The sequence below is a fragment of the Streptomyces sp. NPDC020597 genome (genome assembly GCF_044335095.1).
Lineage (GTDB): Bacteria > Actinomycetota > Actinomycetes > Streptomycetales > Streptomycetaceae > Streptomyces.
Map to the genome: position 1 here is coordinate 528722 of NZ_JBIRUL010000003.1, position 22706 is coordinate 551427.

The window sequence follows — 22706 nt, forward strand, 5'->3', positions numbered from 1 at the left end:
TCGCCCCTTGTGACGCGCCCGCACCCTCGACGAGCGCCTCACCCTCGAGGCGCCGGGCCCCTCACAACGTCCCGATGTCCCAGCGAGGCATCTTCGGGGCCCGCCGGGCCGGCGTCCGCCCGCTCAACAGGATCAACCGGGCCGCGCGGTGCCGCTGCCCCGCGTACGGCTCCAGCAGTTCCAGCATCACCGAGTCGTCGGCGTCACGGTCCCCGGCCAGCGCCCATCCCACGATCCCCGGCAGATGCAGGTCCCCCACGGTCACCGCGTCCGCCGCGCCGTGACTGCGCTGCACGGTCTCCGCCGACGTCCACGGCCCGATCCCCGGCACCACCTCCAGCCGGGCCTGCGCCGAGGCCGGTTCCATCCGCAGCGACTCCTCCAGCCGCCGCGCCACCCGGACGGCCCGCAGGATCGTCGAAGCGCGCTTGTCGTCGACGCCCGCCCGGTGCCACTCCCACGACGGGATCAGCGCCCATGTCCGCGGCGCCGGCATCACCCACAGCCGTCCGTCGGCCGCGGGTCCGGGCGCCGGCTCGCCGAACTTGCGGACCAGCAGCCGCCACGCCCGGTACGCCTCGTCCGTCGTGACCTTCTGTTCCAGGATCGACGGGATGAGCGACTCCAGCACGAGCCCGGTCCGCGTCAGCCGCAGTCCCGGGCGCCGGTGCCGTGCAGTGGCCACCACGCGGTGGCGGGGCTCGAAGGCCTCCGGCTCGTCCGCGGCTCCGAGCAGCTCCGGCAGCTGCTCCAGCAGCCACTCGGCGCCCGCACCCCACGCCTCGGCGCGCACCGCCCCGTCGCGGGCGGCCACGCGCAACGTGCCCGGCCCTGCGGGGGTGAGGCTGGCCCGCCACACGGACCCGTCCGGCGTCGCCCGGAACGTCGGATCACCCGGACCGCGGCGCAGCGGCCCGAGCACCAGCCCGAGGTCGAGCGGCCCCTCGGGCGTCCAGTGCCGCACCCGCCCCGGCGCGGAAGCCTGCCGGGGCACCCCGGCGGGCACGCCGACATGACCGCCGCGCACGGTGGTGCGGGTGGGCCGGGGAGAGAAGCGTCCTGCCACGAGTGAGGTCCCGGTTCGTACGAGAAGGAGCCGGACGAGAGTATGCGCCGGACGAGAGTATGCGCCGGACGAGGATATGCGCCGGACGAGGATATGCGCCGGACGAGAGGCCGGGGGCCGGGCGCCGGACGGGAGCAAGGGTCGGACGAGGGGGCGGTCAGCGCACCTCGACGAAGTCGGCCACCTCCCGCTCCCCGCGCGCCCGCGGCTCCCCGGCCGCGTGGCCCACCGCCACCGCGCCCATCGGGTCCCAGCCCTGCGGCAGTTCGAGGACCTCCCGGACCACGTCCCGGCAGAACATCGTCGACGACACCCACGCGGACCCGAGGCGCTCGCCGGCCAGCGCGACCAGGAAGTTCTGCACGCCGGCGCCGGCCGCCACCACGAACATCTCCCGCTCGGCCGCGTCCCGCCGGGCGTCCCCGTAGGTGTGCGAGCCGTCCGTCACCAGACAGGGGACGACGAGATACGGCGCGTGGCGCAGGACGTCGCCCCGCCGCACCCGCCTGGCGATGGACTCCTCGGACTTCCCGTCCCTGCGCAGATCGGCGATCCACGCGTCCCGCATGGCGTCCAGCAGTCGGACCCTCGACGCCTGCGACTCGAGCAGCACGAACCGCCACGGCGTGGTGTGGTGCGGCGCCGGCGCGGTGACGGCGGCCGCCACGGCCCGCCGGACCGCTCCCGGGTCGACCGGCTCGTCGGTGAAGGAGCGCACCGTCCGCCGCTGGGTCACGGCCAGCCGGACCGCCTCGGAGGTCCCGAGCCGGAACATGTCGTCGCGGGCGCCGCGCACCATGGCCCGGGCGCCTTCCGCGGCCTGTGCGGACCCCGCCGCGTCGTCCTCGGCCACGACGACGTGCCCGAGTCCGCGCACCACCGCCACGGGGAGTCCCGCCGCCTTGCCCTTCACGAGATCCCCCGCGGCGGCCAGCTCGTCCGCCGTGGCGACGACCGTCGCGCTCAGCGGATTGCCGTACGCGTCCGTGCCCCCGCGCAGGTCGTCCAGCACCCGCACGCCGGCCGCGCCGATAGCGACGTCCGTGAGCCCGGCCCGCCACGGACGCCCGAAGGTGTCGGTGACGATGACGCCGACGTCGACGCCGAGCGCGTCCCGCAGGCCGTCCCGCAGCGCCCGCGCGGACGCGTCGGGGTCCTCGGGCAGCAACAGCACCGTCCCGGAGGGGGTGTTGGAGGCGTCGACGCCCGCGGCGGCCATCACCAGGCCCTGCCGGTTCTCGACGATCCGCAGCGTCCCGCGCCGGGCCACGACCCGGACGGTCTCGGCGTCGATCGCGGCCTCCCGGTCGTCCGCGCGGACGATGCGGCCCTCCGCCTTGGACACGATCTTCGAGGTGACGAGCAGCACGTCCCCGTCGGCGAGCCGAGGCTCGGCGGAGGCGATCAGCTTGGCGAGGTCGTCGCCGGAGCGCACCTCGGGCAGCCCGGCCACGGCCCAGACCCGGTAGCCGTTCTCGACGGACCCGCTCATGCGCCCCGCACCTCCTCCGCCAGCCGCAACGCCTCCCGCGCCATCTGCGCGGTCGCGTCGAGGTCCGTCATCATCAGGGGGACGGCCCGGCAGCGGACCCCGGCCGCCTCGACCTGCCCGACGGAGCCCGCGTCCACCGTGTCGACGAGCCAGCCGTCGAGCAGCCCCGAGCCGTAGTGCTCGGCCACCGCCGCTGCCGTGGACTGCACTCCGACCGCGGCGAGCACCTTGTCGGCCATGCCGCGCACCGGTGCGTCGCCGACGATGGGGGAGAGGCCCACCACCGGCACGCCCGCTTCGGCGATCGCCTCGCGGATGCCCGGCACGGCGAGGATCGTGCCGATCGAGACGACGGGATTCGACGGCGGGAAGAGGACGACGTCCGCCTCGGCGATGGCCTCCAGCACCCCCGGCGCCGGCTTGGCCTGCTCGGCGCCGACGGGCACGACCGCCACCGCCGGCACCGACGCGCGCATCCGCACCCAGTACTCCTGGAAGTGCACGGCCTTGCGCTCGCCGTCGACCTCGACGGCGACATGCGTCTCGACGCGGTCGTCCGTCATGGGGATCAGCCGTACTCCCGGCTTCCACCGGTCGCACAGCGCCTCGGTGACCGCGCTGAGCGGGTATCCGGCGCCGATCATCTGCGTCCGCACGATGTGCGTCGCGAAATCGCGGTCGCCCAGCCCGAACCAGCCCGGTCCGGCACCGTACGCCGCGAGCTCCTCCTTCAGGTGGAAGGTCTCGTCGGACCGCCCCCAGCCCTGCTCCTCGTTGATGCCGCCGCCGAGCGTGTACATCACCGTGTCGAGGTCCGGGCAGACCTTCAGCCCGAAGAGATGGATGTCGTCGCCGGTGTTGCCGATGACCGTGACGTCGGCGTCCTGCGCGGCCTGCTTCAGACCGCGCAGGAACCGGGCACCGCCGATGCCGCCTGCCAGAACCACAATGCGCATGAGGGCAAGTCTCGCAGGCGGCGCCGACGGCCCGCCGCCAGGTTGTGGACGAGGGGCCGCCTGTGGACATCCCGGTCACCCGCCGGTGCACCCCGCCTCCCGCCCCGCACCGGCCGGCGAGGTGCGTGCGGCCGGACTCCCGTCCGGGTCCCCCGTGCCGCTACGCGCCGAGGACGCCCGCGTGGCCCTGCGCGGCGACGGGCGTGCAGGCCACCGCGGACGCGTCGGCCGAAGCGGGTCGCGGCTCGCTGAGCATGGGCATCTCGGTGAGCCCGGGGAAGTACACGTGCAGACTCACCGCGGGTTCCAGCGCGTCGTTGACGACCTCGTGCGCGTACCCGGGCGCGAACACGCGCTGGGTGCCCGCCGCGAGCACGCGCTTGCCGCGGTCCGTGCGCTCGGTCAGCACGCCGTCCAGGACCGTGAGCACCCCGGAGGAACGGCCGTGGTCGTGCAGTCCGCTGCCCTGACCGGGCACCCAGGACAGCAGCCACACCTCGTAGCCGGGACCGGTGCGCAGCCGGTGGTACCAGCGCGTCGTCGCGTCGTAGCGCACCAGGTGCTCCCACTGGGAGCGGTCGTCCGCGAGGGAGCGGGCCAGGCCGACGAACTCGGCCACCGTGGCGGGATGCTCGCGCGGCGCCTGGAGGAGGTGCGGGACTTCGAGGATGTCGCCGGCGATCTGGAGGTCGCTGTCGCTGTTCATGGGGTGCGGTGGTTCCTCGGAGGAAGAGGCGGAAGAGCGTGGGGTCGGCGGGATGCCGTGTACCGTCCGCCCGGATCACGGGTGGATCAGCGAGGCCCTGGTGCGGGCCGGAGGGAGACGGCGGCCGAGTCACGGTGGACTCGCCGGGTGCAGCCGGAGCGCGTTGGGCTCAACAGCTGGAACAGCGACAACAGCTACAGCGAGCGTGGGCAGCACCGTGGGACCCGGCGGAGCCGGTCGAGGTGAGTGCCAAGTTCGCGAGCATGCCCACTAGGACAGCGGCTCACACCTCCACTGTCAACTCGACACCCAGGATGTGGGACGGGGTTCACCTCATCAGGTTCATCTCCGAGGTGAAAGGTTTGTGCACCCCCCGACCGGGACACATGGCGCACATGCCGGGCGCGCGAGCCGGCACGGCGAACCGTGATCGGGCTGTGATCCGCTTCGCTTCCGCGCGCGTGCCGCAACGAGATCGAACCTCTGAACGTCCTACCCGTAGAAGCACCGCGCGGGGCCGACGGCTCTCCGGGGCTTCATCTGCTTGTCAAGGTTTATGCCGATTTGAACACTTACCGCATGGCCTTGGTTCCGCAGAGTGAATAAGGGGCTCAATAGCAGATCTCGGCTTGACTCGCCCGGAGCAGCACACTTGTAATTTCACTCGTGTCGTTCAGCCGGAATCGGTAACGGCCACGTCACGGGGACGCGAAAGACAGAGCGAGGGGCGCACATGACCGAGCTGGTGCAGCAACTGCTGGTCGACGTCGACGACGCGGACGAGGAACTCGGCTGGCAGGAGCGCGCACTGTGCGCCCAGACCGATCCCGAGTCCTTCTTCCCCGAGAAGGGCGGCTCCACCCGCGAGGCCAAGAAGGTCTGCCTCGCCTGCGAGGTCCGCTCCGAATGTCTCGAGTACGCCCTCGCGAACGACGAGAGATTCGGCATCTGGGGCGGCCTCTCCGAACGGGAGCGCCGCCGGCTGAAGAAAGCCGCGGTCTGAGCGCCGCCCGCTGGGCGCAGGAGCGGCGGCACGGCATGCCGGCAGCGAGGCACAGGGGTCCGAACGGCCCGTCGCAGGTGGGTTGTCCACAGGCGGCGGGCCGTCGTCCTGCCCAGCCGATAGTGTGGGCGCTCGTCCGAGACACCCCGCCGCCCCCACACGGCGCAGGCGTCCACCGCAGTCCAGCGAACCGGGGCCCGTACCTCGATGTCCGTGCACAGCCACACGGCAGCCCGCCAAGACGGCGCCGCCACACCTGAGTTCCCGCGTCATGTAGTGACCGCGGTGATCGTCTCCCACGACGGTGCCCGCTGGCTGCCCGACGCGCTCGCCGGGCTGCTCGGCCAGGAGCGCCCCGTCCAGTCCGTCATGGCCGCCGACACCGGCAGCTCCGACGACTCCGCGCGACTGGTCGCCGAAGCCCTCGGCGACGACCGCGTCCTGCACCTCGCCCGGCGCACCGGGTTCGGCCAGGCCGTCGAGGAGGCCCACCGCACGGCCCCCGTCCTCACCCCCGAGGAACTGACCTACCTCAAGCGCCCCAGCGGCTGGGACCCGGTCACCCGCACCTGGCGCGACGACGCCTACGACCTGCCGGAACTCCCTCACGGAGAGCCCGTCCAGTGGCTCTGGCTGCTGCACGACGACTGCGCCCCCGAACCCGACGCACTCGCCGAACTGCTGCGCGTCGTCGAGAACGAGCTCGAACTCGGCCGTGACGACGTGGCCGTCGTCGGACCCAAGCTCCGCGGCTGGTACGACCGCCGCCAGCTGCTCGAGGTCGGCGTCACCATCGCCCACTCCGGCCGCCGCTGGACCGGCCTGGACCGCCGCGAACAGGACCAGGGCCAGCACGACCACGTCCGGTCCGTGCTGTCCGTCTCCACCGCGGGCATGCTGATTCGCCGCGACGTCTTCGAACAGCTCGGCGGCTTCGACCGCCGCCTCCCCCTCATGCGCGACGACGTCGACCTGTGCTGGCGCGCACAGGCCGCCGGCCACCGCGTCCTCATCGCCCCCGACGCCGTCGTACGCCACGCCGAGGCCGCCTCCCGCGAACGCCGCACCGTCGACTGCGCGGGCCGCACCAGCGCCTCCCCGCACAAGGTCGACAAGGCCGGCGCCGCCTACACCCTCCTCGTCAACAGCCGCACCGCCCTGCTGCCCTGGGTCCTGGTGCGCCTCGTCGTCGGCACCGTGCTGCGCACCGTCGCCTACCTCGTCGGCAAGGTCCCCGGACAGGCCGTCGACGAGATCCGCGGCCTGCTGGGCACCCTGCTGCGACCCGAGCGGATCATCGCAGGACGCCGCGCACGCGGCCGGGCGACCGTCGACAAGGACGAACTGCGCCCCCTGTTCCCGCCGCCCGGCGCGACCGTGCGGGCCACCATCGAACAGGCCGCCGGCGACCTCTTCGGCTCCTCCGACCCCGACGCCGTCTCAGGAGCCGGCCGGCACGGCGGCGCCGTCGAGTCCGGCCCCGGCGGCGACGACGCCGAATTCCTGGAGATCGAGCAGTTCGCCCGCCTCAAGCGCATCGCCCGCAAGCCCGGCCCGGTGCTCTTCGTCGTCCTGCTGCTCGTCTCCCTCGTCGCCTGCCGCAACCTCCTCGGCGGCGGCGCGCTCGCCGGCGGCGCCCTGCTGCCCGCCCCGCCCGACGCCTCCGACCTGTGGGCCCGCTACACCGACGCCTGGCACGCGGTGGGCGCCGGCGGCACCGCGTCCGCCCCGCCCTACCTCGCGATCATCGCGACGCTGGCCACCCTGCTCCTCGGCTCGACCGGCCTCGCCCTCACCGTGCTGCTCGTCTGCTCGGTGCCCCTGGCCGGCGTGACCGCCTACTTCGCCTCCCGGCCGCTCGTCGAATCGCGTCTGCTGCGCGCGTGGGCGGCCGTCGTCTACGCCTTCCTGCCCGCCGCCACCGGCGCCCTCGCCGGCGGCCGCGTCGGCACCGCCGTCCTGGCCGTCCTGCTGCCGCTCCTAGCCCGCGCGGGCGTCGCCGCCGGCGGCCTGACACGACGCGACGGCGGCCGCGGCAGCTGGCGCGCCACCTGGGCGTACGCGCTGCTCCTGACCGTCACCACCGCGTTCACGCCGATCGTCTGGCCCATCGCCCTGGTCCTCGGCCTCGCCGTCCTCGCCCTGCGGCGCGGCGACATCACCGCCCACGGCCTGCGCTTCCTGGCCCAGCTCGGCACGCCCCTGCTGATCCTCGCGCCCTGGTCGCTGTCACTGCTGCCGTTCGGCTTCTTCACCCAGGCCGGCCTCGACCACGGCCCGTCGGCCGCCACCGCGCTCGACCTGCTCGGCGCGAGCCCCGGCGGCCCCGGCACCGTCGAGGGCCTCATGCTGATCGGCATCGTGCTGGCAGCGCTGGCCGCCCTGCTCCGCTCCGAACGCCACTTCGGCGTCCGGGGGGCCTGGGCGGTCGCCCTGGTGGGCCTCGTCTTCGCCGTCCTGTCCAACAGGTCCACCTGGGCCGGCCCCGCCACCCTCGTCTACGGCATCGCCCTCCTCGCCGCCGCCGTCATCGGCGCCGAGGGAGCACGCACGCGTGTCGCCGAGCAGAGCTTCGGCTGGCGCCAGCCGGTCGCCGTCCTCATCGCCTTCGCCTCGGCCGCGGGTCCGCTGCTCGTCGCCGCGGGCTGGATGATCGGCGGCGCCGACGGCCCCCTGGAGCGCCGCGACCCCGTCCAGGTGCCCGCCTTCGTCGCCGAAGAGGCCGGCGACCGCGACCAGGCCCGCACCCTCGTCCTCGACAGCGACTCCCCCGCACACGTCGGCTACATGCTGGTCCGCGGCTCCGGCGCGCGCCTCGGCGACGCCGAACTCGCCGCGGCCGACGGCGAGAACGCCCAGCTCGACAAGGTCGTCGCCAACCTCGTCGCCGGCTCCGGCGCCGACCAGAGCGACCAGCTCGGCAAGTTCGCCGTGGGCTACGTCCTCGTCCACAAGGGCGCGCCCCGCGCGGTCGCCCGCGTCCTGGACGCGACGCCCGGCCTGAAGCGGCTCAGCCAGCAGGACGGCAGCGCGCTGTGGCGGGTCGACCAGGAGGTCTCCCGCGCGGCCGTCGTCACCGCGTCCGGCAAGGGCACGCCGGTCCCGGTCGCCGCCGGGCCCGTCGACATCCACACCACCCTCCCCGCCGGCGCCGCAGACCGCGTCCTCAGGCTCGCCGACGCGGCCGCCGACGGCTGGACGGCCACCCTCGACGGCAAGCCCCTCACCCCCACCACCGTCGACGGCTGGGCCCAGGGCTTCGAACTGCCCGCCTCCGGCGGCACGCTGAACGTCACCTACGACGACCCGTTCACCCACACCGCCTGGCTGTGGGCACAGGGCCTGCTCTGCGTGGTCCTCGTCGTGCTGGCCCTCCCCGGCCGCCGCCGCGACGTCGACGACGACCTCCCCGAGGAGGACCTCGTCCCCGCCCAGGCCGTCGAGGGCGAGGGCCGCCGCGCCCGTCGCCTGCGCGCCCAGGCCGAGGCCGAGACCGAGGCCGAAGAGCCCGGCCGGGACGGCGAGTTCCCGGTCCCCCCGCAGGAGGAGCAGCCGCCGGCCCCGGTCCCCCAGCAGCAGTCCTACGGCGACTGGAGCGAACCGGACCAGCCGACCTACGCGGGCGCCGAGTACGGCGGCTACCCGGCCGGCCAGTACCCGGGCGCCCAGCAGTACCCGGCGGGCGGCTACGACCAGCAGCAGCAGTCCTACGACCCCTACCAGGTCGGCCAGTACGAGCCGTACGGCTACGACGGCCAGGTCCCGCAGGCGCCGTACGACCCGAACCACCCCCAGCAGGCCTACGACCCGGCGGCCTACGACCCGACGGCCTACGACCCCTCCGCCTACGACCCCTCCGCCTACGGCCAGGGCGGCTACGACCCCGCCTACGACCCGGCCCAGCACCCCCACGGCACCGGCAACGAGCGCCCCGACGGGAGCCAGCAGTGAACCGCACCACCCTGTCCCTGATCGCCGGCACGGCCGCTCTCGCCGCCGTCACCGGGTTCGCCGCGCTCAACCAGCCCGAGGCTCCCGGGCAGGACACCGCCAGGGCGGCCGCCGAACTGCCCGTGGAGCGCACCAGCCTGCTCTGCCCTTCGCCCAGCACCTCGGATCTCGCCGAGACGTCGTACACGTCCTTCACCCCCGTCACCAAGGGGACCGCCGCACGGGGCACGGCCGAACTCACGGCCGCGGCGGGGAACTCGGCCGCTCCGGCGGACACGGCCGGCGGCAAGACGGGGGACAAGGCGAGCGGCAAGACGGGGGACAAGACGGGGGACAAGGCGAGCGGCAAGAAGAAGGCGGCGAAGCCCGTCGTCGCCCCCAAGGCGCCCGGCACCCCGGCCGTCGGCGTCACCACGGGCGGCGACGCACCCGCGCTCCTCGGCACCGCCGAGGGGAAGTTCGCCCCCGGCTGGACGGTCCAGGAGACCACCGAGGTCGTCGCAGGCAGCGGCCGCGGCCTGCAGGGCCTCACCTGCACCGCGCCCGACACCGAGTTCTGGTTCCCCGGCGCCAGCACGTCCGCCGACCGCACGGACTACGTTCACCTCATCAATCCGGACGACTCCGCCGCCGTCGTCGACGTCGAGCTCTACGGCAAGGGCGGCGCCCTGGCGAGCACGGTGGGGGAGGACATCACCGTTCCCGCGCACTCCAGCGAGCCGATCCTGCTGTCCACGCTCACCCCGGAGAAGCAGGAGGACCTCACCGTCCACGTCAACGTCCGCAGCGGCCGCCTCGGGGCAGCCGTCCAGGCCCTGGACGCGAAGCTCGGCGGCGACTGGCTCGCCTCCTCCACCGAACCGGCCGCCACCCAGGTCGTCCCCGGCATCCCCAAGGACGCCACCGCCGTCCGCCTCATCGCCTACGCCCCCGGCGACGCGGACGCCGACCTCAAGGTGCAACTGGCCTCCGCCTCAGGCCTCATCACCCCGGCGGGACACGAGACGCTGCACGTCAAGGCGGGCATGACGACCTCCGTCGACCTGGGAAACGTCACGCGCGGGGAGGCCGGCTCGCTGATCCTGACCCCGACGGACCGGTCCACGCCGGTGGTCGCCGCCGTACGGGTGCTGCGCGGCAAGGGCGACAAGCAGGAGTCGGCGTTCATCCCGGCAGCCGCCCCGGTCGGCGCGCGCGCGTCGGCAGCCGACAACACCGCCAAGGGCGTGGTCCTGTCCGTCACCGCCCCGAAGGGCGCGGCCAAGGTCAAGGTCACCGCGTCCGCGGGCAGCGGCGGCGGCACGTCCGTCTCCCAGACGTACACGATCAAGGCGGGCACGACACAGGAGGTCCGACCGCCCGTCCCCGCCGGCCTGAAGGGCACGTTCGCGCTGACCGTCGAACCCCTCACCGCCACCCCCGTCTACGCCTCCCGCACCCTGACGGTCACTCAGGAGGGCGTCCAGGGCTTCACGATCCAGACCCTGCCGGACGACCGGGGGACGGTGGCGGTGCCGCAGGCCGACGAGGACATCGCAGTGCTGCAGAGGTGACCCGAAAGGGTGGCTCCGTCCCCCGCAAGGGGGACGCCGGGCGTCGCGACGCTCAGTCCTCGCCGTAGCGCGGATCCACCGTCTCGGGCGTCAGCCCCAGCAGCTCGGCGACCTGCTCCACGACGACCTCGTGCACCAGCGCGGCCCGTTCGTCGCGCCCCTTGGTGCGGATCTCGACCGGGCGCCGGTAGACGACGACCCGCGCCCGCCGCCCCTCACGCGCGGGGATCGTGCCGCCCAGCGGGACCGCCTCGTCGTTCCACGGCTCCGACGCCGCATCCAGCCGCGGCACCTCCAGGACCATGAAGTCGATGTCCGTGAGCTGCGGCCATCGCCGTTCCAGCCGGTCCACGGAGTCCTGCACGAGGTCGGCGAACACGTCGGCCCGACTGGCGGCCAACGGCACCTGGGGCGGTGCGACCGGCCCCCGCATCCCCCGTCCATGGCGATCGCGACGACGGGGTCCTGGGCCGGCGGCAGGGGGCGGTACGGGGCTCTCCATCACTACTGAAGCGTAGTCCCCGCGGTGACCCCGCGCCCCGCCCCCGCACGGCTCCGTCACCCTCCCGCCCGTCACGACCCGTCGCCCTCCCACACGCGCCGCCTGTCGCAGGATGACCATTCCAGCCAAGGTTGGGCTCGAATCCGTATCCCTCCGAGACCGGTGAGCTCATGGCAATTGATGCCGTTTGTGCCGAGTGGTGACCGCGAGCCGACAGGTTCCCGCCCTCAATGACTGGTGTTCACGCAGGTCAGCGGGGTATGACTGAACCGGCGCGTGGGGCGTTTCACAACCCGACACGGTGGAGTGACCTGGTGGAGAGTCGTCGCGGCCCGCTCAAGAGTGCGGTACCGTCCAACATCGTGAGCCCTGTACGTCGCTGTTCGCGCACCGCCTGCGGCCGACCCGCCGTCGCGACGCTGACGTACGTCTACGCCGACTCGACCGCGGTCCTCGGCCCGCTCGCCACCTACGCCGAGCCCCACTGCTACGACCTGTGCGCCGAGCACTCCGAGCGCCTCACCGCCCCGCGCGGCTGGGAGGTCGTCCGGCTCCTCGACAGCTCGGCCCCCGCGCGCCCCAGCGGAGACGACCTGGAAGCGCTTGCCAACGCGGTGCGCGAGGCCGCCCGCCCGCAGGAGCGCGCCGCCGGAGCCGGCGGCGGCCGACGCACGGCGGACCCGATGGAGGTCGCACGCCGCGGCCACCTGCGGGTCCTGCGCTCGCCGGACAACTGAGCAGCCGCAGCCGCCGCTCCCCGAACACCTGGGCCACCCTTCCCGGACGCGCCCGCGCCGCGCACCCCTCGTGAGGCCGGCGAACAGAGCGGCAACCGCTTTCTGCATCGACCCGCGACCGCCCGGCGACCGTCCGGCGCCCACCGCCGCCCGAGCCGCGCCCGACCGGGCATCACCGCACCTCACCCCGGCGGCCCCCCGCCGCGCGCCGAACGGGCCCGGGTAGTTTGTGGTGACCCACAGGACTTCAGGAAGGTTGGCCGTGGCTGCTGATCTGTCGCAGATCGTCAAGGCGTACGACGTACGCGGGCTGGTCCCGGACCAGTGGGACGAGCCCCTCGCCGAACTGTTCGGCGCGGCCTTCGCCCAGGTGACCGGCGCCCGCGCGATCGTCGTCGGCCACGACATGCGCCCTTCCTCCCCCGGCCTCACCGACGCCTTCTCCCGCGGCGCGGCCGCCCGCGGCGTGGACGTCACCCAGATCGGCCTGTGCTCCACGGACCAGCTGTACTACGCCTCGGGCGCGCTGAACCTGCCCGGCGCGATGTTCACGGCCTCGCACAACCCGGCCCGCTACAACGGCATCAAGCTGTGCCGCGCGGGCGCGGCCCCGGTCGGCCAGGACACCGGTCTGACCGAGATCCGCCGACTCGTGGAGCGCTGGTCCGACGCCGACGCCGACGCCGACGCCGGCACCGGCACCGGCCCGGCGCGGGGAACGATCACCCGGGCCGACACGTTGAAGGACTACGCGGCCCACCTGCGCGCACTCGTCGACCTCACCGGAATCCGCCCCCTCAAGGTCGTGGTGGACGCGGGCAACGGCATGGGAGGCCACACCGTCCCCACCGTCTTCGAGGGCCTGCCCCTGACCCTCGTCCCCCTGTACTTCGAGCTCGACGGCACCTTCCCCAACCACGAGGCCAACCCCCTGGACCCGGCGAACCTCGTGGACCTCCAGAAGCGGGTCCGCGCAGAGGGCGCCGACCTCGGCCTCGCCTTCGACGGCGACGCCGACCGCTGCTTCGTCGTCGACGAGCGCGGCGAACCGGTCTCCCCGTCCGCGATCACCGCCCTCGTGGCCGTCCGCGAACTCGCGCGCAACGGCGGCACGGGCACCGTCATCCACAACCTGATCACCTCCTGGTCCGTCCCGGAGACGGTGAAGGAGAACGGCGGCACCCCGGTCCGCACCCGCGTCGGCCACTCCTTCATCAAGGCCGAGATGGCCCGCTCCGGCGCGATCTTCGGCGGCGAGCACTCGGCGCACTACTACTTCAAGGACTTCTGGAACGCCGACACCGGCATGCTGGCCGCCCTCCACGTCCTCGCGGCCCTCGGCGGCCAGGACGGCCCGCTCTCCTCCCTCGTCGCGGAGTACGACCGCTACAGCGGCTCGGGGGAGATCAACTCGACGGTCGCCGACCAGGCCGGCCGCATCGCCGCGATCAGGGCGGCGTACGGCCCCCGCGAGGACGTCACCCTCGACGAGCTGGACGGCCTGACCGTCTCCGCCGCCGACTGGTGGTTCAACGTCCGCCCCTCCAACACCGAGCCCCTCCTGCGCCTCAACGCCGAAGCCCGCGACGAACAGACCATGACCAGGATCCGCGACGAAGTCCTGCGCATCATCCGAGCCTGAGACCGGGGGCCCTGCTCGCCCCTCCACCCCACCCCACCGGCGCCTCCCCGGCCCGCTCCGCCGGCCGCGCCGGACCCCCGCGGCCCCACCCTCACCAGCGGTACGCTGACCAGGCACGTCCGCACCCCGCAGCACACCCGCCCGCGACCTCGACCCGCAACCTCGAAGGGACACCCCATGCCGCTCGAAGCCGGCCTCCTGGAGATCCTCGCCTGCCCCGCCTGCCACGCGCCCCTCAAGGAGCAGGACACCGAGCTGATCTGCACGGCGCAGGACTGCGGCCTGGCCTACCCGGTGCGCGACGGCATCCCCGTCCTCCTCGTCGACGAGGCCCGCCACCCGGCATGACGCGCCCGGCCCGCCCACGCCCGGCGACCTGAGCCCCCGGGCGCACCGCGCCCCCCGCACCCCCGGCCCCGAAACCGACGACGCTCCAGGCGATCGGAGACTGCCGCCATGCTCGACGACTCGCTGCTCGACACGCCGGAGGCCCTCACCGAGGCCGACCGCAGAGCCCTACTGCGCGGCGCAGCCGAAGCCGGCGCCCGCGTCCGCACCGCCGCCCGGCACGCGGCCGAGGCCGGCGTGAACGACCTGGCGCCGGACGGCCGCCCCCGCGCCATCCTCATCGCGGGACCCGGTGCCGCCGCGGTCTGCGTGGCCGACCTCCTGGGCACCCTCGCCGGCGCCGCGTGCCCCGTCATCCGACTCGCGCCCACCGGAGTCGCCCCCGCCGCGGGCGCCCTGCGCTGGGAACTCCCCGGCTGGGCCGGCTCCGTGGACCTCCTCCTCATCGCCACCCCGGACGGCAGCGAACCCGGCCTCTCCCTCCTCGCCGAGCAGGCCTACCGCCGGGGCTGCACCGTCGCCGCCGTGGCCCCCGCCCGCTCACCGCTCAGCGAAGCCGCCGTCGCCGCGCACAGCCTGTTCATCCCCCTGGCGACCGCCCCGTACGAGCAGGACGAGCAGCCTCCCGTGGCCGCGTCCGCGCCCGGGGTCCTGTGGGCCCTGCTCACCCCGCTCCTCGCCCTCCTCGACCGCATCGCCCTGATCGCCGCCCCGCCCGAGGAGCTCGAGAAGGTCGCCGACCGGCTCGACCAGGTCGCCGAACGCTGCGGGCCCGCCGTCGCCACCTACAGCAACCCGGCCAAGACCCTGGCCGCCGAACTCGCCGACGCGCTCCCCGTGATCTGGACCGAAGGGACCTCGGCCGGCCCCGCAGGGCGCCGCTTCGCCGCCGCCCTCGCCGAACTCGCCGGCCGCCCCGCCCTCGTTGCGGAACTCCCCGAGGCCCTCGCCGAGCACAACGCGCTGCTGGCCGGCCCGCTCGCCGCCAGCGCCGACCCGGACGACTTCTTCCGCGACCGCGTCGAGGAACCCCCCGCCCTCCACGCGCGCGTGGTGCTGCTGCGGGACCGTCCGATCGGCGGCCTGACCGCCGCGCCCACCGCCCGCGAGCTGGTCCTCAGCCACGACACGCCCATCAGCGAGCTCGAGCCCGAGGAGGGCGGCGAACTCGTCACCCTCGCCGAACTCATCGCCACCACGGACTTCGCCGCCGTCTATCTGGCGCTCGCCTCGGGAGCCTGACGAGACCGCCGGGCGGCCACCGAACGCCCTCCGGCCGACCGCCCACGCCCGACGCCGCCCCTCCCCACGACCGAAGACCGACCACCGACGACCGACCGACCGACAACCGGCCGACGACGGGCGGGCGGCCGGAGAGAGACCGCATGGACCGCCTCGACAACACCGTCCGCCCCTACGCCTGGGGTTCCCCCACCGCGATCCCGCACCTGCTCGGCGTCGAGCCCACCGGCGAACCGCAGGCCGAGATGTGGATGGGCGCCCACCCCGGCGCACCCTCCCGCACCGACCGGGGCACCCTCGTCGACGTGATCGACGCCGACCCGCGCCGCGAACTCGGCGAACGGACCGTCGCCAGGTTCGGCCCCCGTCTCCCCTTCCTCCTCAAACTCCTCGCCGCCGGCGCCCCCCTCTCCCTCCAGGTCCACCCCGACCTCACCCAGGCCAAGGAGGGCTACGAGGACGAGGAGCGTCGCGGCATCCCCGTCGACGCCCCGCACCGCAACTACAAGGACGCCAACCACAAGCCCGAACTCATCTGCGCCCTCACCGAGTTCGACGGCCTCTGCGGCTTCCGCGCCCCCGCACACGCCGCCGACCTCCTCGACGGCCTCGGCGTCGACTCCCTCAAGCCGTACGTCGACCTGCTGCACGCACAGCCCGAGGAAGCCGCCCTGCGCGAGGTGCTGACCGCGATCCTCACCGCCGACCCCGACGAGACGGCGCACACCGTCACCGCCGCGGCCACCGCCTGCGACCGCCTCGGCGGCGCGTACGCCCCCTACGCCGGCATCGCCCACCACCACCCCGGCGACCCCGGCGTCATCGCCGCCATGCTCCTCAACCACGTCCGGCTCCAGCCCGGCGAAGCCCTGTTCCTCGGCGCCGGCATCCCGCACGCCTACCTCAACGGCCTCGGCGTCGAGATCATGGCCAACTCCGACAACGTCCTGCGCTGCGGACTCACCCCCAAACACATCGACGTACCCGAACTCCTGCGCGTCGTCCGCTTCGAGCCCGGCGACCCCGCCGTCCTGCGCCCCGAAGCCGCCCCCGACGGCGAAGAGGTCTACGACACCCCCACCGACGAGTTCCGGCTCTCCCGCTACGTCCTCGCCGCCGGCGCCCCCGCCCACGACCTCACCCGCCCCACGCCGCAGATCCTGTTGTGCACCGCGGGGTCCGTCCGCGCGGGCGCGCACGCACTGACACCGGGCACGTCTGTCTTCGTCCCCGCGGGGCACAAGGCCGAAGTGAGCGGGGCGGGTACGGTCTTCCGGGCCACGGTCGTCGCGTGATCCCCCTCGCGACGACCTGACGCAGCACCGCCGGACAGGGCTGCAACAATGGCCCCCCGGCAAAGGACGGGCAAAGCCGCAACGGGCCGCGCCCAGCACGGCGTACGCATGAAGGCGAAGGGACAACGCGAACACATGAGCGCGTCAGGCGGCACCAGGGCGATCGTGGCGGCACTCGGCGCCAACCTCGCGATCGCGGCATCGAAGTTCGTGGCGTTCGCGTTCAGCGGCTCGTCGTCGATGCTCGCCGAAGGCGTGCACTCGCTCGCCGACTCCGGCAACCAGGCCCTGCTCCTCATCGGAGGCAAGAAGGCCCAGCGCGAAGCCACCCCGCAACACCCCTTCGGCTACGGCCGCGAGCGCTACATCTACGCCTTCCTCGTCTCCATCGTCCTCTTCTCCGTCGGCGGCATGTTCGCCGTCTACGAGGGCTACGAGAAGATCAAGCACCCGCACGAGATCGAGCACTGGTACTGGCCCGTCGGCGTCCTCGTCTTCGCGATCATCGCCGAGGGCTTCTCCTTCCGCACCGCCATCAAGGAGTCCAACGAACTCCGCGGCAAGCTCTCCTGGTCACAGTTCATCCGCCGCGCCAAGGCCCCCGAGCTCCCCGTCGTGCTCCTCGAGGACTTCGGCGCGCTCATCGGCCTCGTCCTCGCCCTCGGCGGCGTCGGCCTCGCCCTCCTCACCGGCGACGGCATCTGGGACGGCATCGGCACCGTCTGCATCGGGGTCCTCCTCATCCTCATCGCCCTCGTCCTCGCCGCCGAGACCAAATCGCTCCTGCTCGGCGAGTCCGCGGGCCTGGAGGACGTCCAGAAGATCGAGGCCGCGATCGTGGACGGCGACACCGTCACCCGCGTCATCCACATGCGCACCCTCCACCTCGGCCCCGAAGAACTCCTGGTCGCCGCCAAGATCGCCGTCGAGCACGACGACTCGGCCGGCCAGGTCGCCACCGCCATCGACGCCGCCGAGGCCCGCATCCGCGCCGCCGTCCCCATCGCCCGCGTCATCTACCTCGAACCGGACATCTACAGCGAGGCCGAAGCGGCCAAGGGCCCCGACGCCGAGGCCACCCCGGGCGGCCCCGGCCTCCCCACGACCGACCACTGAGCACGCCCCGACACCACCCGACAGGACCCCCGGCGCCACCGGCGGGTCCTGTCGCCGTTCCGCGCCCCGCCCGCCCGCCCGCCCGCCCGCCCGCCCGATCGGTCGGCCGACCGACCGAAGCGATCCGGCTCGATCCCGCTCGATCCGGCTTGATCCGGCTTGATCTGATCGGATCAAGCCGGATTCCACGCCATCCGACCGGACGCGGACTGGGGCCGCCCCGCGCCCGCGGTGTAGCTTGGAACGGAGCCAGACGTCGCTGCTGATGGCGGTCGGGCGGTCCCCAGCGGACCGTCCGAGGGAGAGAGGGCCTCCGACGGACTGCGCTGCGCGCACGCGGGCATGCCTGTGTCCTCCATCGGGCACCCCTGTGTCCGCCGCCGCGCAGACCAGCCGTACCCACACCTCGCCCCGACCCCCGAGGAGCAGCACACCATGACGACTGTCGAAAACCGACAGGACTTCAAGGTCGCCGACCTCTCCCTGGCCGCCTTCGGCCGCAAGGAGATCACCCTCGCCGAGCACGAGATGCCCGGCCTCATGGCGATCCGCAGGGAATACGCCGAGGCCCAGCCCCTCGCCGGCGCCCGCGTCACCGGCTCCCTGCACATGACCGTGCAGACCGCCGTCCTCATCGAGACCCTGGTCGCCCTCGGCGCCCAGGTCCGCTGGGCCTCCTGCAACATCTTCTCCACCCAGGACCACGCGGCCGCCGCCATCGCCGTCGGCCCGAACGGCACGCCCGACAGCCCCCAGGGCGTCCCGGTCTTCGCCTGGAAGGGCGAGACCCTGGAGGAGTACTGGTGGTGCACCGAGCAGGCCCTGACCTGGCCGGACAGCCCCACCGGCGGCCCGAACATGATCCTCGACGACGGCGGCGACGCCACCCTCCTCGTCCACAAGGGCGTCGAGTACGAGAAGGACGGCAAGGTCCCCGCCGTCGACACCGCCGAGAACGACGAGCACCGCGTCATCCTCGAACTCCTCCACCGCACCATCAGCGACGGCTCCCAGAAGTGGACCCAGCTCGCCTCGGAGATCCGCGGCGTGACGGAGGAGACCACGACCGGCGTGCACCGCCTGTACGAGATGCAGCGCGACGGCGTCCTCCTCTTCCCCGCCATCAACGTCAACGACGCCGTCACCAAGTCGAAGTTCGACAACAAGTACGGCTGCCGCCACTCCCTGATCGACGGCATCAACCGCGCCACCGACGTCCTCATCGGCGGCAAGACCGCCGTCGTCTGCGGCTACGGCGACGTCGGCAAGGGCTGCGCCGAGTCGCTGCGCGGCCAGGGCGCCCGCGTGATCGTCACCGAGATCGACCCGATCTGCGCGCTCCAGGCAGCCATGGACGGCTACCAGGTCACCACCCTCGACGAGGTCGTCGACAAGGCCGACATCTTCATCACCACGACCGGCAACAAGGACATCATCATGGCCTCGGACATGGCCAAGATGAAGCACCAGGCCATCGTCGGCAACATCGGCCACTTCGACAACGAGATCGACATGGCCGGCCTCGCCAAGGTCCCCGGCATCGTCAAGGACGAGGTCAAGCCGCAGGTCCACACCTGGACCTTCCCCGACGGCAAGGTGATCATCGTCCTGTCCGAGGGCCGACTGCTGAACCTGGGCAACGCCACCGGCCACCCGTCGTTCGTGATGTCCAACTCCTTCGCGGACCAGACCCTGGCCCAGATCGAGCTGTACACCAAGCCCGACGAGTACCCGACCGGCGTCTACACGCTGCCCAAGCACCTCGACGAGAAGGTGGCCCGCCTCCACCTCGACTCGCTCGGCGTCAAGCTGACCACGCTCCGCCCCGAGCAGGCCTCGTACATCGGCGTCGAGGTCGACGGCCCCTACAAGTCGGACCACTACCGCTACTGAGCCCGTAGCCCCGGTCCACAGCAGCGTAGGGACAGGCCCCCGCACCCCCGTGTCGGGGGCCTGTCCCTACGCCGTCCGGACCGGACGCCGCGGCGCCCCGACCACCCGTCACACCCCAGGACCCCCATGCCCCGCGGCCGGTATTCGCTGTACGACCCGCACGACCACACCCCCCTCGCACACGAGCACTTCCAATGCGCCCCCGGCCCCTCCGGCTGGCGCTACGTTTCACAGCTGACGACGCCCACCGGCGATCACACCGGCTCCGTCGACCTCACTCTCGACGACCTCGGCCGCCCCCTGCGCCTCGAACTCCACGCGCACAGCTGGCAGGTACGCGGCGCCGCCCTGGACGGCGTCACCTGGGTCCGCACCGACCCCACCGGATCCCAGGCCACGGAAGGCAACGTCGCCGCCCACGCCTTCACCGGCACCTCACCCGCCTTCCTCATCGCGACCAGCCGACTCCTGCGCCTGAGCCCCTCCTCCCCGGCGACCCGCGTACGCCTCGTCGCCTTCACCGACCCCGTCCTCGCCCCACGCACCGTGGACCAGTCCTGGTCCCTGCTGAAAAGCGAAGCACACGCCACTGACAACGGCCCCCTGACCGTGGACGAATACCAGGTCACCGCCCTCGACACGGGCGAACAGCACAGCGTGCACCTCGCCGGCGACGTCGTCCTCGCCGCCCCCGGCATCGACCTCGAAGACCTCGAAACACCCCCCTCGGCCTTCGAGTGACCCACAACCCGACCTAGGCCGGCGGCACGAACCCGGTGCCCGACCCCGCAGACCGGTCGACGACAGCCGGCTCCTCCGACGGAACCCCGGCCGCCCCGACCGGCGGGACGTACGACGCCGGCGGACCGTACGCCGGAACCGCACCACCCGCACCCACCACCGGCACGCCCCCGAACGCCCGCCGCGCCTCCCGCACCTGCCGCTCCTGCACGACCGCCGCCAGATACGCGGCCGGCGGCACCCCCTGCGGCACCGGCGCCCCCGTACGCGCCGCGAGCTCACCGGCCAGCCGCGCCGCCATCGCCCAGCCGACCTGCGGATCCAGCTGACCCATCCGCCCCAGGTACTGCCGAACCGCAAGCCACAGCCCGTCCGGCACCGCCGACAGATCGAGACCCTGGAACCGACCCGCCAGCCAGGGCGGCGGCGGCACGAAACCCGACCGCGCCGCGGGCACCCGCTCCCTCACCACCAACGTCCCCGCGAAGACGTCACCGAGCCGCCGCCCCCGCGCCGACACGAGCGAGGCGATACAGGCCACCACCCCGAGCGTCAGCAGAATCTCCACCACCCCGACCGCACCCCGCACCAGCGCGTGCCGGAACCGGATCGGCCCACCGTCGTCCCGGACCACCCGCAGACCACAGGCCAGCTTCCCCAGCGACCGCCCATGACTGAGCGTCTCCACCGCTATCGGCCCGCCCACCAGCACCAGCAGGAACGTGGCGATCGACAGAGCGATCTGCGCCGCATCGTCCAAGGACGCCGTCGTCACCACCACCACGACACTCACGACGACATAGACCGTGACCGCCACCACGAGGTCCAGCAACGTGGCCAGCCCCCGGCTGGGCAGCCTGGCAGGCCGCAGCTCCAACGCCACGGCCTCACCCGTCACCAGCTCACTCACGCCCGGCATCCCTTCCCTGGCCCTCCCCGAGAACCGCCAGTCTGCCAAGCTGAGGGCACTTCGCGCCGCAGTACGACAAGCTGACATCCCACCGCCGGCCGCCGACGAACAGCCGAGGAGCAGGCACACCGATGGACCTCGACGTCTTCGTCTCCGCCCACCGAGCCGAATGGGACCGCCTGGACGCCCTCCTGCGCCGCCGACGCACCCTCACCGGGGCCGAGACCGACGAGCTCGTCACCCTCTACCAGCGCACCGCCACCCACCTCTCCCTCATCCAGTCCAGCGCCCCCGACCCCCAACTGACCGGACGGCTCACCCAGCTCGTGGCACGCGCGCGCAGCACGGTGACCGGCACCCGCCGCGCCTCGTGGCGCGACGTGACGCGCTTCCTCACCCGGGGCTTTCCCGCCGCGGTCTACAGGTCACGGCACTGGTGGGTCCCCACGGCGCTGCTCTCCACCGCCGTCGCCGCCCTCCTGGGCTGGTGGATCGGCGCACATCCGGAGGTACAGGCCTCGATCGCCGCCCCGGACGAACTGCGCGACCTCACCCGGCCGGGCGGCCTCTACGAGACGTACTACTCGAGCCACCAGGCCGCGGCGTTCGCGGCCCAGGTCTGGACGAACAACGCCCAGGCCGCCGCTCTGTGCCTGGTCCTCGGCGTCTTCCTCGGTCTGCCGGTCCTCTGGATCCTCTTCCAGAACATGCTCAACCTCGGCATCGGCGTCGGCCTGATGTCCTCGGCGGGCCGACTCGACACCTTCCTCGGTCTCGTCCTGCCGCACGGACTCCTCGAGCTGACGGCGGTCTTCGTGGCGGCCGGCACCGGACTTCGACTGGGCTGGACCGTCATCGACCCGGGCCCCCGCACCCGGCGCACGGCCCTCGCCGAGGAAGGCCGTGCCGCTGTCGGCATGGCGATAGGCCTCGCCCTGGTCCTGTTCGTCTCCGGCGCCATCGAAGGCTTCGTCACCCCGTCCGGCCTGCCCACCTGGGCCCGCATCACCATCGGCATCGCAGCCGAACTGGGCTTCCTGGCCTACGTCTACGTCCTCGGCGGAAGGGCCGCCCGGTCCGGCGACATGGGTGACGTCGAGGCGTTCGAGCGCAGCGCGACGGTGCCGACAGCCGCCTGATGTGCGACCGAGCCCTATGAACTGCTAGTCTCCTCTTCGCCTCGCAAACACCGTTGACACGGAGTGCGTGAGGAGGTAGATTCGAACAGTTGCCTGGAACTGGACAGAGTCCGGTCGGCAAGGGTTAGTATCTGTCAGCCTCGTGAATCTCTGGATTCCGCAGAGGCCTCTCGACAAGTCGGAAAGCGAATGGCCGGTCAAACCGCCCAGAAACTTCTGATAAAGTCGGAACCGCCGGAAAGGCAAACCGCGAGATAAGCGGGGAACCTGGAAAGCACCGAGGAAATCGGATCGGGAAACGGTCTGATAGAGTCGGAAACGCAAGACCGAAGGGAAACTGCCCGGAGGAAAGCCCGAGAGGGTGAGTACGAAGGAAGCGTCCGTTCCTTGAGAACTCAACAGCGTGCCAAAAAT

General features: G+C 73.0%; 18 protein-coding genes. 12 read left to right on the forward strand and 6 right to left on the reverse strand.

Annotated features, from left to right (window positions below; translation table 11 throughout):
- Nucleotides 1-61: 61 nt before the first annotated feature.
- The 4 genes from ACH4ZA_RS08505 to ACH4ZA_RS08520 form a co-directional block, all read right to left on the reverse strand.
- Entirely contained in the window at nucleotides 62-1066 is a 1005-nt protein-coding gene (locus tag ACH4ZA_RS08505) for a DNA-3-methyladenine glycosylase 2 family protein (protein WP_319279875.1), read from the reverse strand.
- 157 nt (nucleotides 1067-1223) lie between these two features.
- Nucleotides 1224-2558 (reverse strand): coenzyme F420-0:L-glutamate ligase, encoded by a 1335-nt coding sequence (locus ACH4ZA_RS08510; RefSeq protein WP_319279873.1) that lies wholly within the window; start codon nucleotides 2556-2558, stop codon nucleotides 1224-1226.
- Nucleotides 2555-3514 carry a 2-phospho-L-lactate transferase gene (cofD, locus tag ACH4ZA_RS08515; protein WP_398428545.1) on the reverse strand — a complete coding sequence of 320 codons (960 nt, stop codon included), beginning with the start codon at nucleotides 3512-3514 and terminating at the stop codon, nucleotides 2555-2557. Before cofD ends, ACH4ZA_RS08510 begins: the two co-directional genes overlap by 4 nt.
- Nucleotides 3515-3674: 160 nt before the next feature.
- Nucleotides 3675-4220, reverse strand: coding sequence for a cysteine dioxygenase family protein (locus tag ACH4ZA_RS08520; protein WP_319279869.1), 546 nt, complete (start codon nucleotides 4218-4220; stop codon nucleotides 3675-3677).
- Nucleotides 4221-4953: 733 nt separating this feature from the next.
- On the opposite strand from ACH4ZA_RS08520, the gene ACH4ZA_RS08525 reads away from it, so the two are divergent.
- The 3 genes from ACH4ZA_RS08525 (at nucleotide 4954) to ACH4ZA_RS08535 (ending at nucleotide 10727) form a co-directional block, all read left to right on the forward strand.
- Entirely contained in the window at nucleotides 4954-5223 is a 270-nt protein-coding gene (locus ACH4ZA_RS08525) for a WhiB family transcriptional regulator (protein WP_020128551.1), read from the forward strand.
- A 207-nt stretch (nucleotides 5224-5430) separates the two neighbouring features.
- Complete coding sequence (locus ACH4ZA_RS08530) at nucleotides 5431-9174, forward strand: glycosyltransferase (protein WP_398428547.1); 3744 nt, start codon at nucleotides 5431-5433, stop codon at nucleotides 9172-9174.
- Nucleotides 9171-10727 carry a DUF5719 family protein gene (locus ACH4ZA_RS08535; protein WP_319279865.1) on the forward strand — a complete coding sequence of 519 codons (1557 nt, stop codon included), beginning with the start codon at nucleotides 9171-9173 and terminating at the stop codon, nucleotides 10725-10727. Before ACH4ZA_RS08530 ends, ACH4ZA_RS08535 begins: the two co-directional genes overlap by 4 nt.
- A 52-nt stretch (nucleotides 10728-10779) precedes the next feature.
- Here ACH4ZA_RS08535 and ACH4ZA_RS08540 read toward each other — a convergent pair whose 3' ends face one another.
- Entirely contained in the window at nucleotides 10780-11229 is a 450-nt protein-coding gene (locus tag ACH4ZA_RS08540; RefSeq protein WP_079041240.1) for a metallopeptidase family protein, read from the reverse strand.
- Nucleotides 11230-11543: 314 nt separating this feature from the next.
- On the opposite strand from ACH4ZA_RS08540, the gene ACH4ZA_RS08545 reads away from it, so the two are divergent.
- The 8 genes from ACH4ZA_RS08545 (at nucleotide 11544) to ACH4ZA_RS08580 (ending at nucleotide 20243) form a co-directional block, all read left to right on the forward strand.
- Complete coding sequence (locus ACH4ZA_RS08545; protein ID WP_319279863.1) at nucleotides 11544-11966, forward strand: DUF3499 domain-containing protein; 423 nt, start codon at nucleotides 11544-11546, stop codon at nucleotides 11964-11966.
- Nucleotides 11967-12228: 262 nt separating this feature from the next.
- Nucleotides 12229-13608, forward strand: coding sequence for a phosphomannomutase/phosphoglucomutase (locus tag ACH4ZA_RS08550; RefSeq protein ID WP_398428549.1), 1380 nt, complete (start codon nucleotides 12229-12231; stop codon nucleotides 13606-13608).
- A gap of 177 nt (nucleotides 13609-13785) precedes the next feature.
- Nucleotides 13786-13956: a Trm112 family protein gene (locus ACH4ZA_RS08555; RefSeq protein WP_319279859.1), complete on the forward strand. Its 171-nt coding sequence runs from the start codon at nucleotides 13786-13788 to the stop codon at nucleotides 13954-13956.
- Between the two features lie 108 nt (nucleotides 13957-14064).
- A complete protein-coding gene (locus tag ACH4ZA_RS08560) occupies nucleotides 14065-15198 on the forward strand; it encodes an SIS domain-containing protein (RefSeq protein WP_319279857.1) in 1134 nt (377 codons plus the stop codon).
- Between the two features lie 143 nt (nucleotides 15199-15341).
- Nucleotides 15342-16493 carry a mannose-6-phosphate isomerase, class I gene (gene manA / locus ACH4ZA_RS08565; protein ID WP_319279855.1) on the forward strand — a complete coding sequence of 384 codons (1152 nt, stop codon included), beginning with the start codon at nucleotides 15342-15344 and terminating at the stop codon, nucleotides 16491-16493.
- Nucleotides 16494-16628: 135 nt separating this feature from the next.
- On the forward strand, nucleotides 16629-17609 hold the full coding sequence (locus ACH4ZA_RS08570) for a cation diffusion facilitator family transporter (protein ID WP_319279853.1): 981 nt from the start codon (nucleotides 16629-16631) through the stop codon (nucleotides 17607-17609).
- Between the two features lie 435 nt (nucleotides 17610-18044).
- Nucleotides 18045-19502 carry an adenosylhomocysteinase gene (gene ahcY / locus ACH4ZA_RS08575; protein ID WP_319279851.1) on the forward strand — a complete coding sequence of 486 codons (1458 nt, stop codon included), beginning with the start codon at nucleotides 18045-18047 and terminating at the stop codon, nucleotides 19500-19502.
- A gap of 126 nt (nucleotides 19503-19628) precedes the next feature.
- Nucleotides 19629-20243: a hypothetical protein gene (locus ACH4ZA_RS08580; protein ID WP_319279849.1), complete on the forward strand. Its 615-nt coding sequence runs from the start codon at nucleotides 19629-19631 to the stop codon at nucleotides 20241-20243.
- 13 nt (nucleotides 20244-20256) lie between these two features.
- On the opposite strand, the gene ACH4ZA_RS08585 is transcribed toward ACH4ZA_RS08580, so the two are convergent.
- A complete protein-coding gene (locus ACH4ZA_RS08585; protein ID WP_398428552.1) occupies nucleotides 20257-21153 on the reverse strand; it encodes an RDD family protein in 897 nt (298 codons plus the stop codon).
- A gap of 131 nt (nucleotides 21154-21284) precedes the next feature.
- On the opposite strand from ACH4ZA_RS08585, the gene ACH4ZA_RS08590 reads away from it, so the two are divergent.
- Complete coding sequence (locus tag ACH4ZA_RS08590; protein ID WP_398428553.1) at nucleotides 21285-22292, forward strand: stage II sporulation protein M; 1008 nt, start codon at nucleotides 21285-21287, stop codon at nucleotides 22290-22292.
- Nucleotides 22293-22706 lie beyond the last annotated feature (414 nt).

Excerpts from the sequence above, each read along its gene's own strand:
- ACH4ZA_RS08510 (WP_319279873.1), bottom strand. The coding sequence starts at position 2,558 with ATGAGCGGGTCCGTCGAGAACGGCTACCGGGTCTGGGCCGTGGCCGGG.
- ACH4ZA_RS08560 (WP_319279857.1), top strand. The coding sequence starts at position 14,065 with ATGCTCGACGACTCGCTGCTCGACACGCCGGAGGCCCTCACCGAGGCC.
- ACH4ZA_RS08540 (WP_079041240.1), bottom strand. The coding sequence starts at position 11,229 with ATGGAGAGCCCCGTACCGCCCCCTGCCGCCGGCCCAGGACCCCGTCGT.
- cofD (WP_398428545.1), bottom strand. The coding sequence starts at position 3,514 with ATGCGCATTGTGGTTCTGGCAGGCGGCATCGGCGGTGCCCGGTTCCTG.
- ACH4ZA_RS08580 (WP_319279849.1), top strand. The coding sequence starts at position 19,629 with ATGCCCCGCGGCCGGTATTCGCTGTACGACCCGCACGACCACACCCCC.
- ACH4ZA_RS08530 (WP_398428547.1), top strand. The coding sequence starts at position 5,431 with ATGTCCGTGCACAGCCACACGGCAGCCCGCCAAGACGGCGCCGCCACA.
- ACH4ZA_RS08590 (WP_398428553.1), top strand. The coding sequence starts at position 21,285 with ATGGACCTCGACGTCTTCGTCTCCGCCCACCGAGCCGAATGGGACCGC.
- ACH4ZA_RS08555 (WP_319279859.1), top strand. The coding sequence starts at position 13,786 with ATGCCGCTCGAAGCCGGCCTCCTGGAGATCCTCGCCTGCCCCGCCTGC.
- ACH4ZA_RS08570 (WP_319279853.1), top strand. The coding sequence starts at position 16,629 with ATGAGCGCGTCAGGCGGCACCAGGGCGATCGTGGCGGCACTCGGCGCC.
- ACH4ZA_RS08525 (WP_020128551.1), top strand. The coding sequence starts at position 4,954 with ATGACCGAGCTGGTGCAGCAACTGCTGGTCGACGTCGACGACGCGGAC.
- ahcY (WP_319279851.1), top strand. The coding sequence starts at position 18,045 with ATGACGACTGTCGAAAACCGACAGGACTTCAAGGTCGCCGACCTCTCC.
- ACH4ZA_RS08520 (WP_319279869.1), bottom strand. The coding sequence starts at position 4,220 with ATGAACAGCGACAGCGACCTCCAGATCGCCGGCGACATCCTCGAAGTC.
- manA (WP_319279855.1), top strand. The coding sequence starts at position 15,342 with ATGGACCGCCTCGACAACACCGTCCGCCCCTACGCCTGGGGTTCCCCC.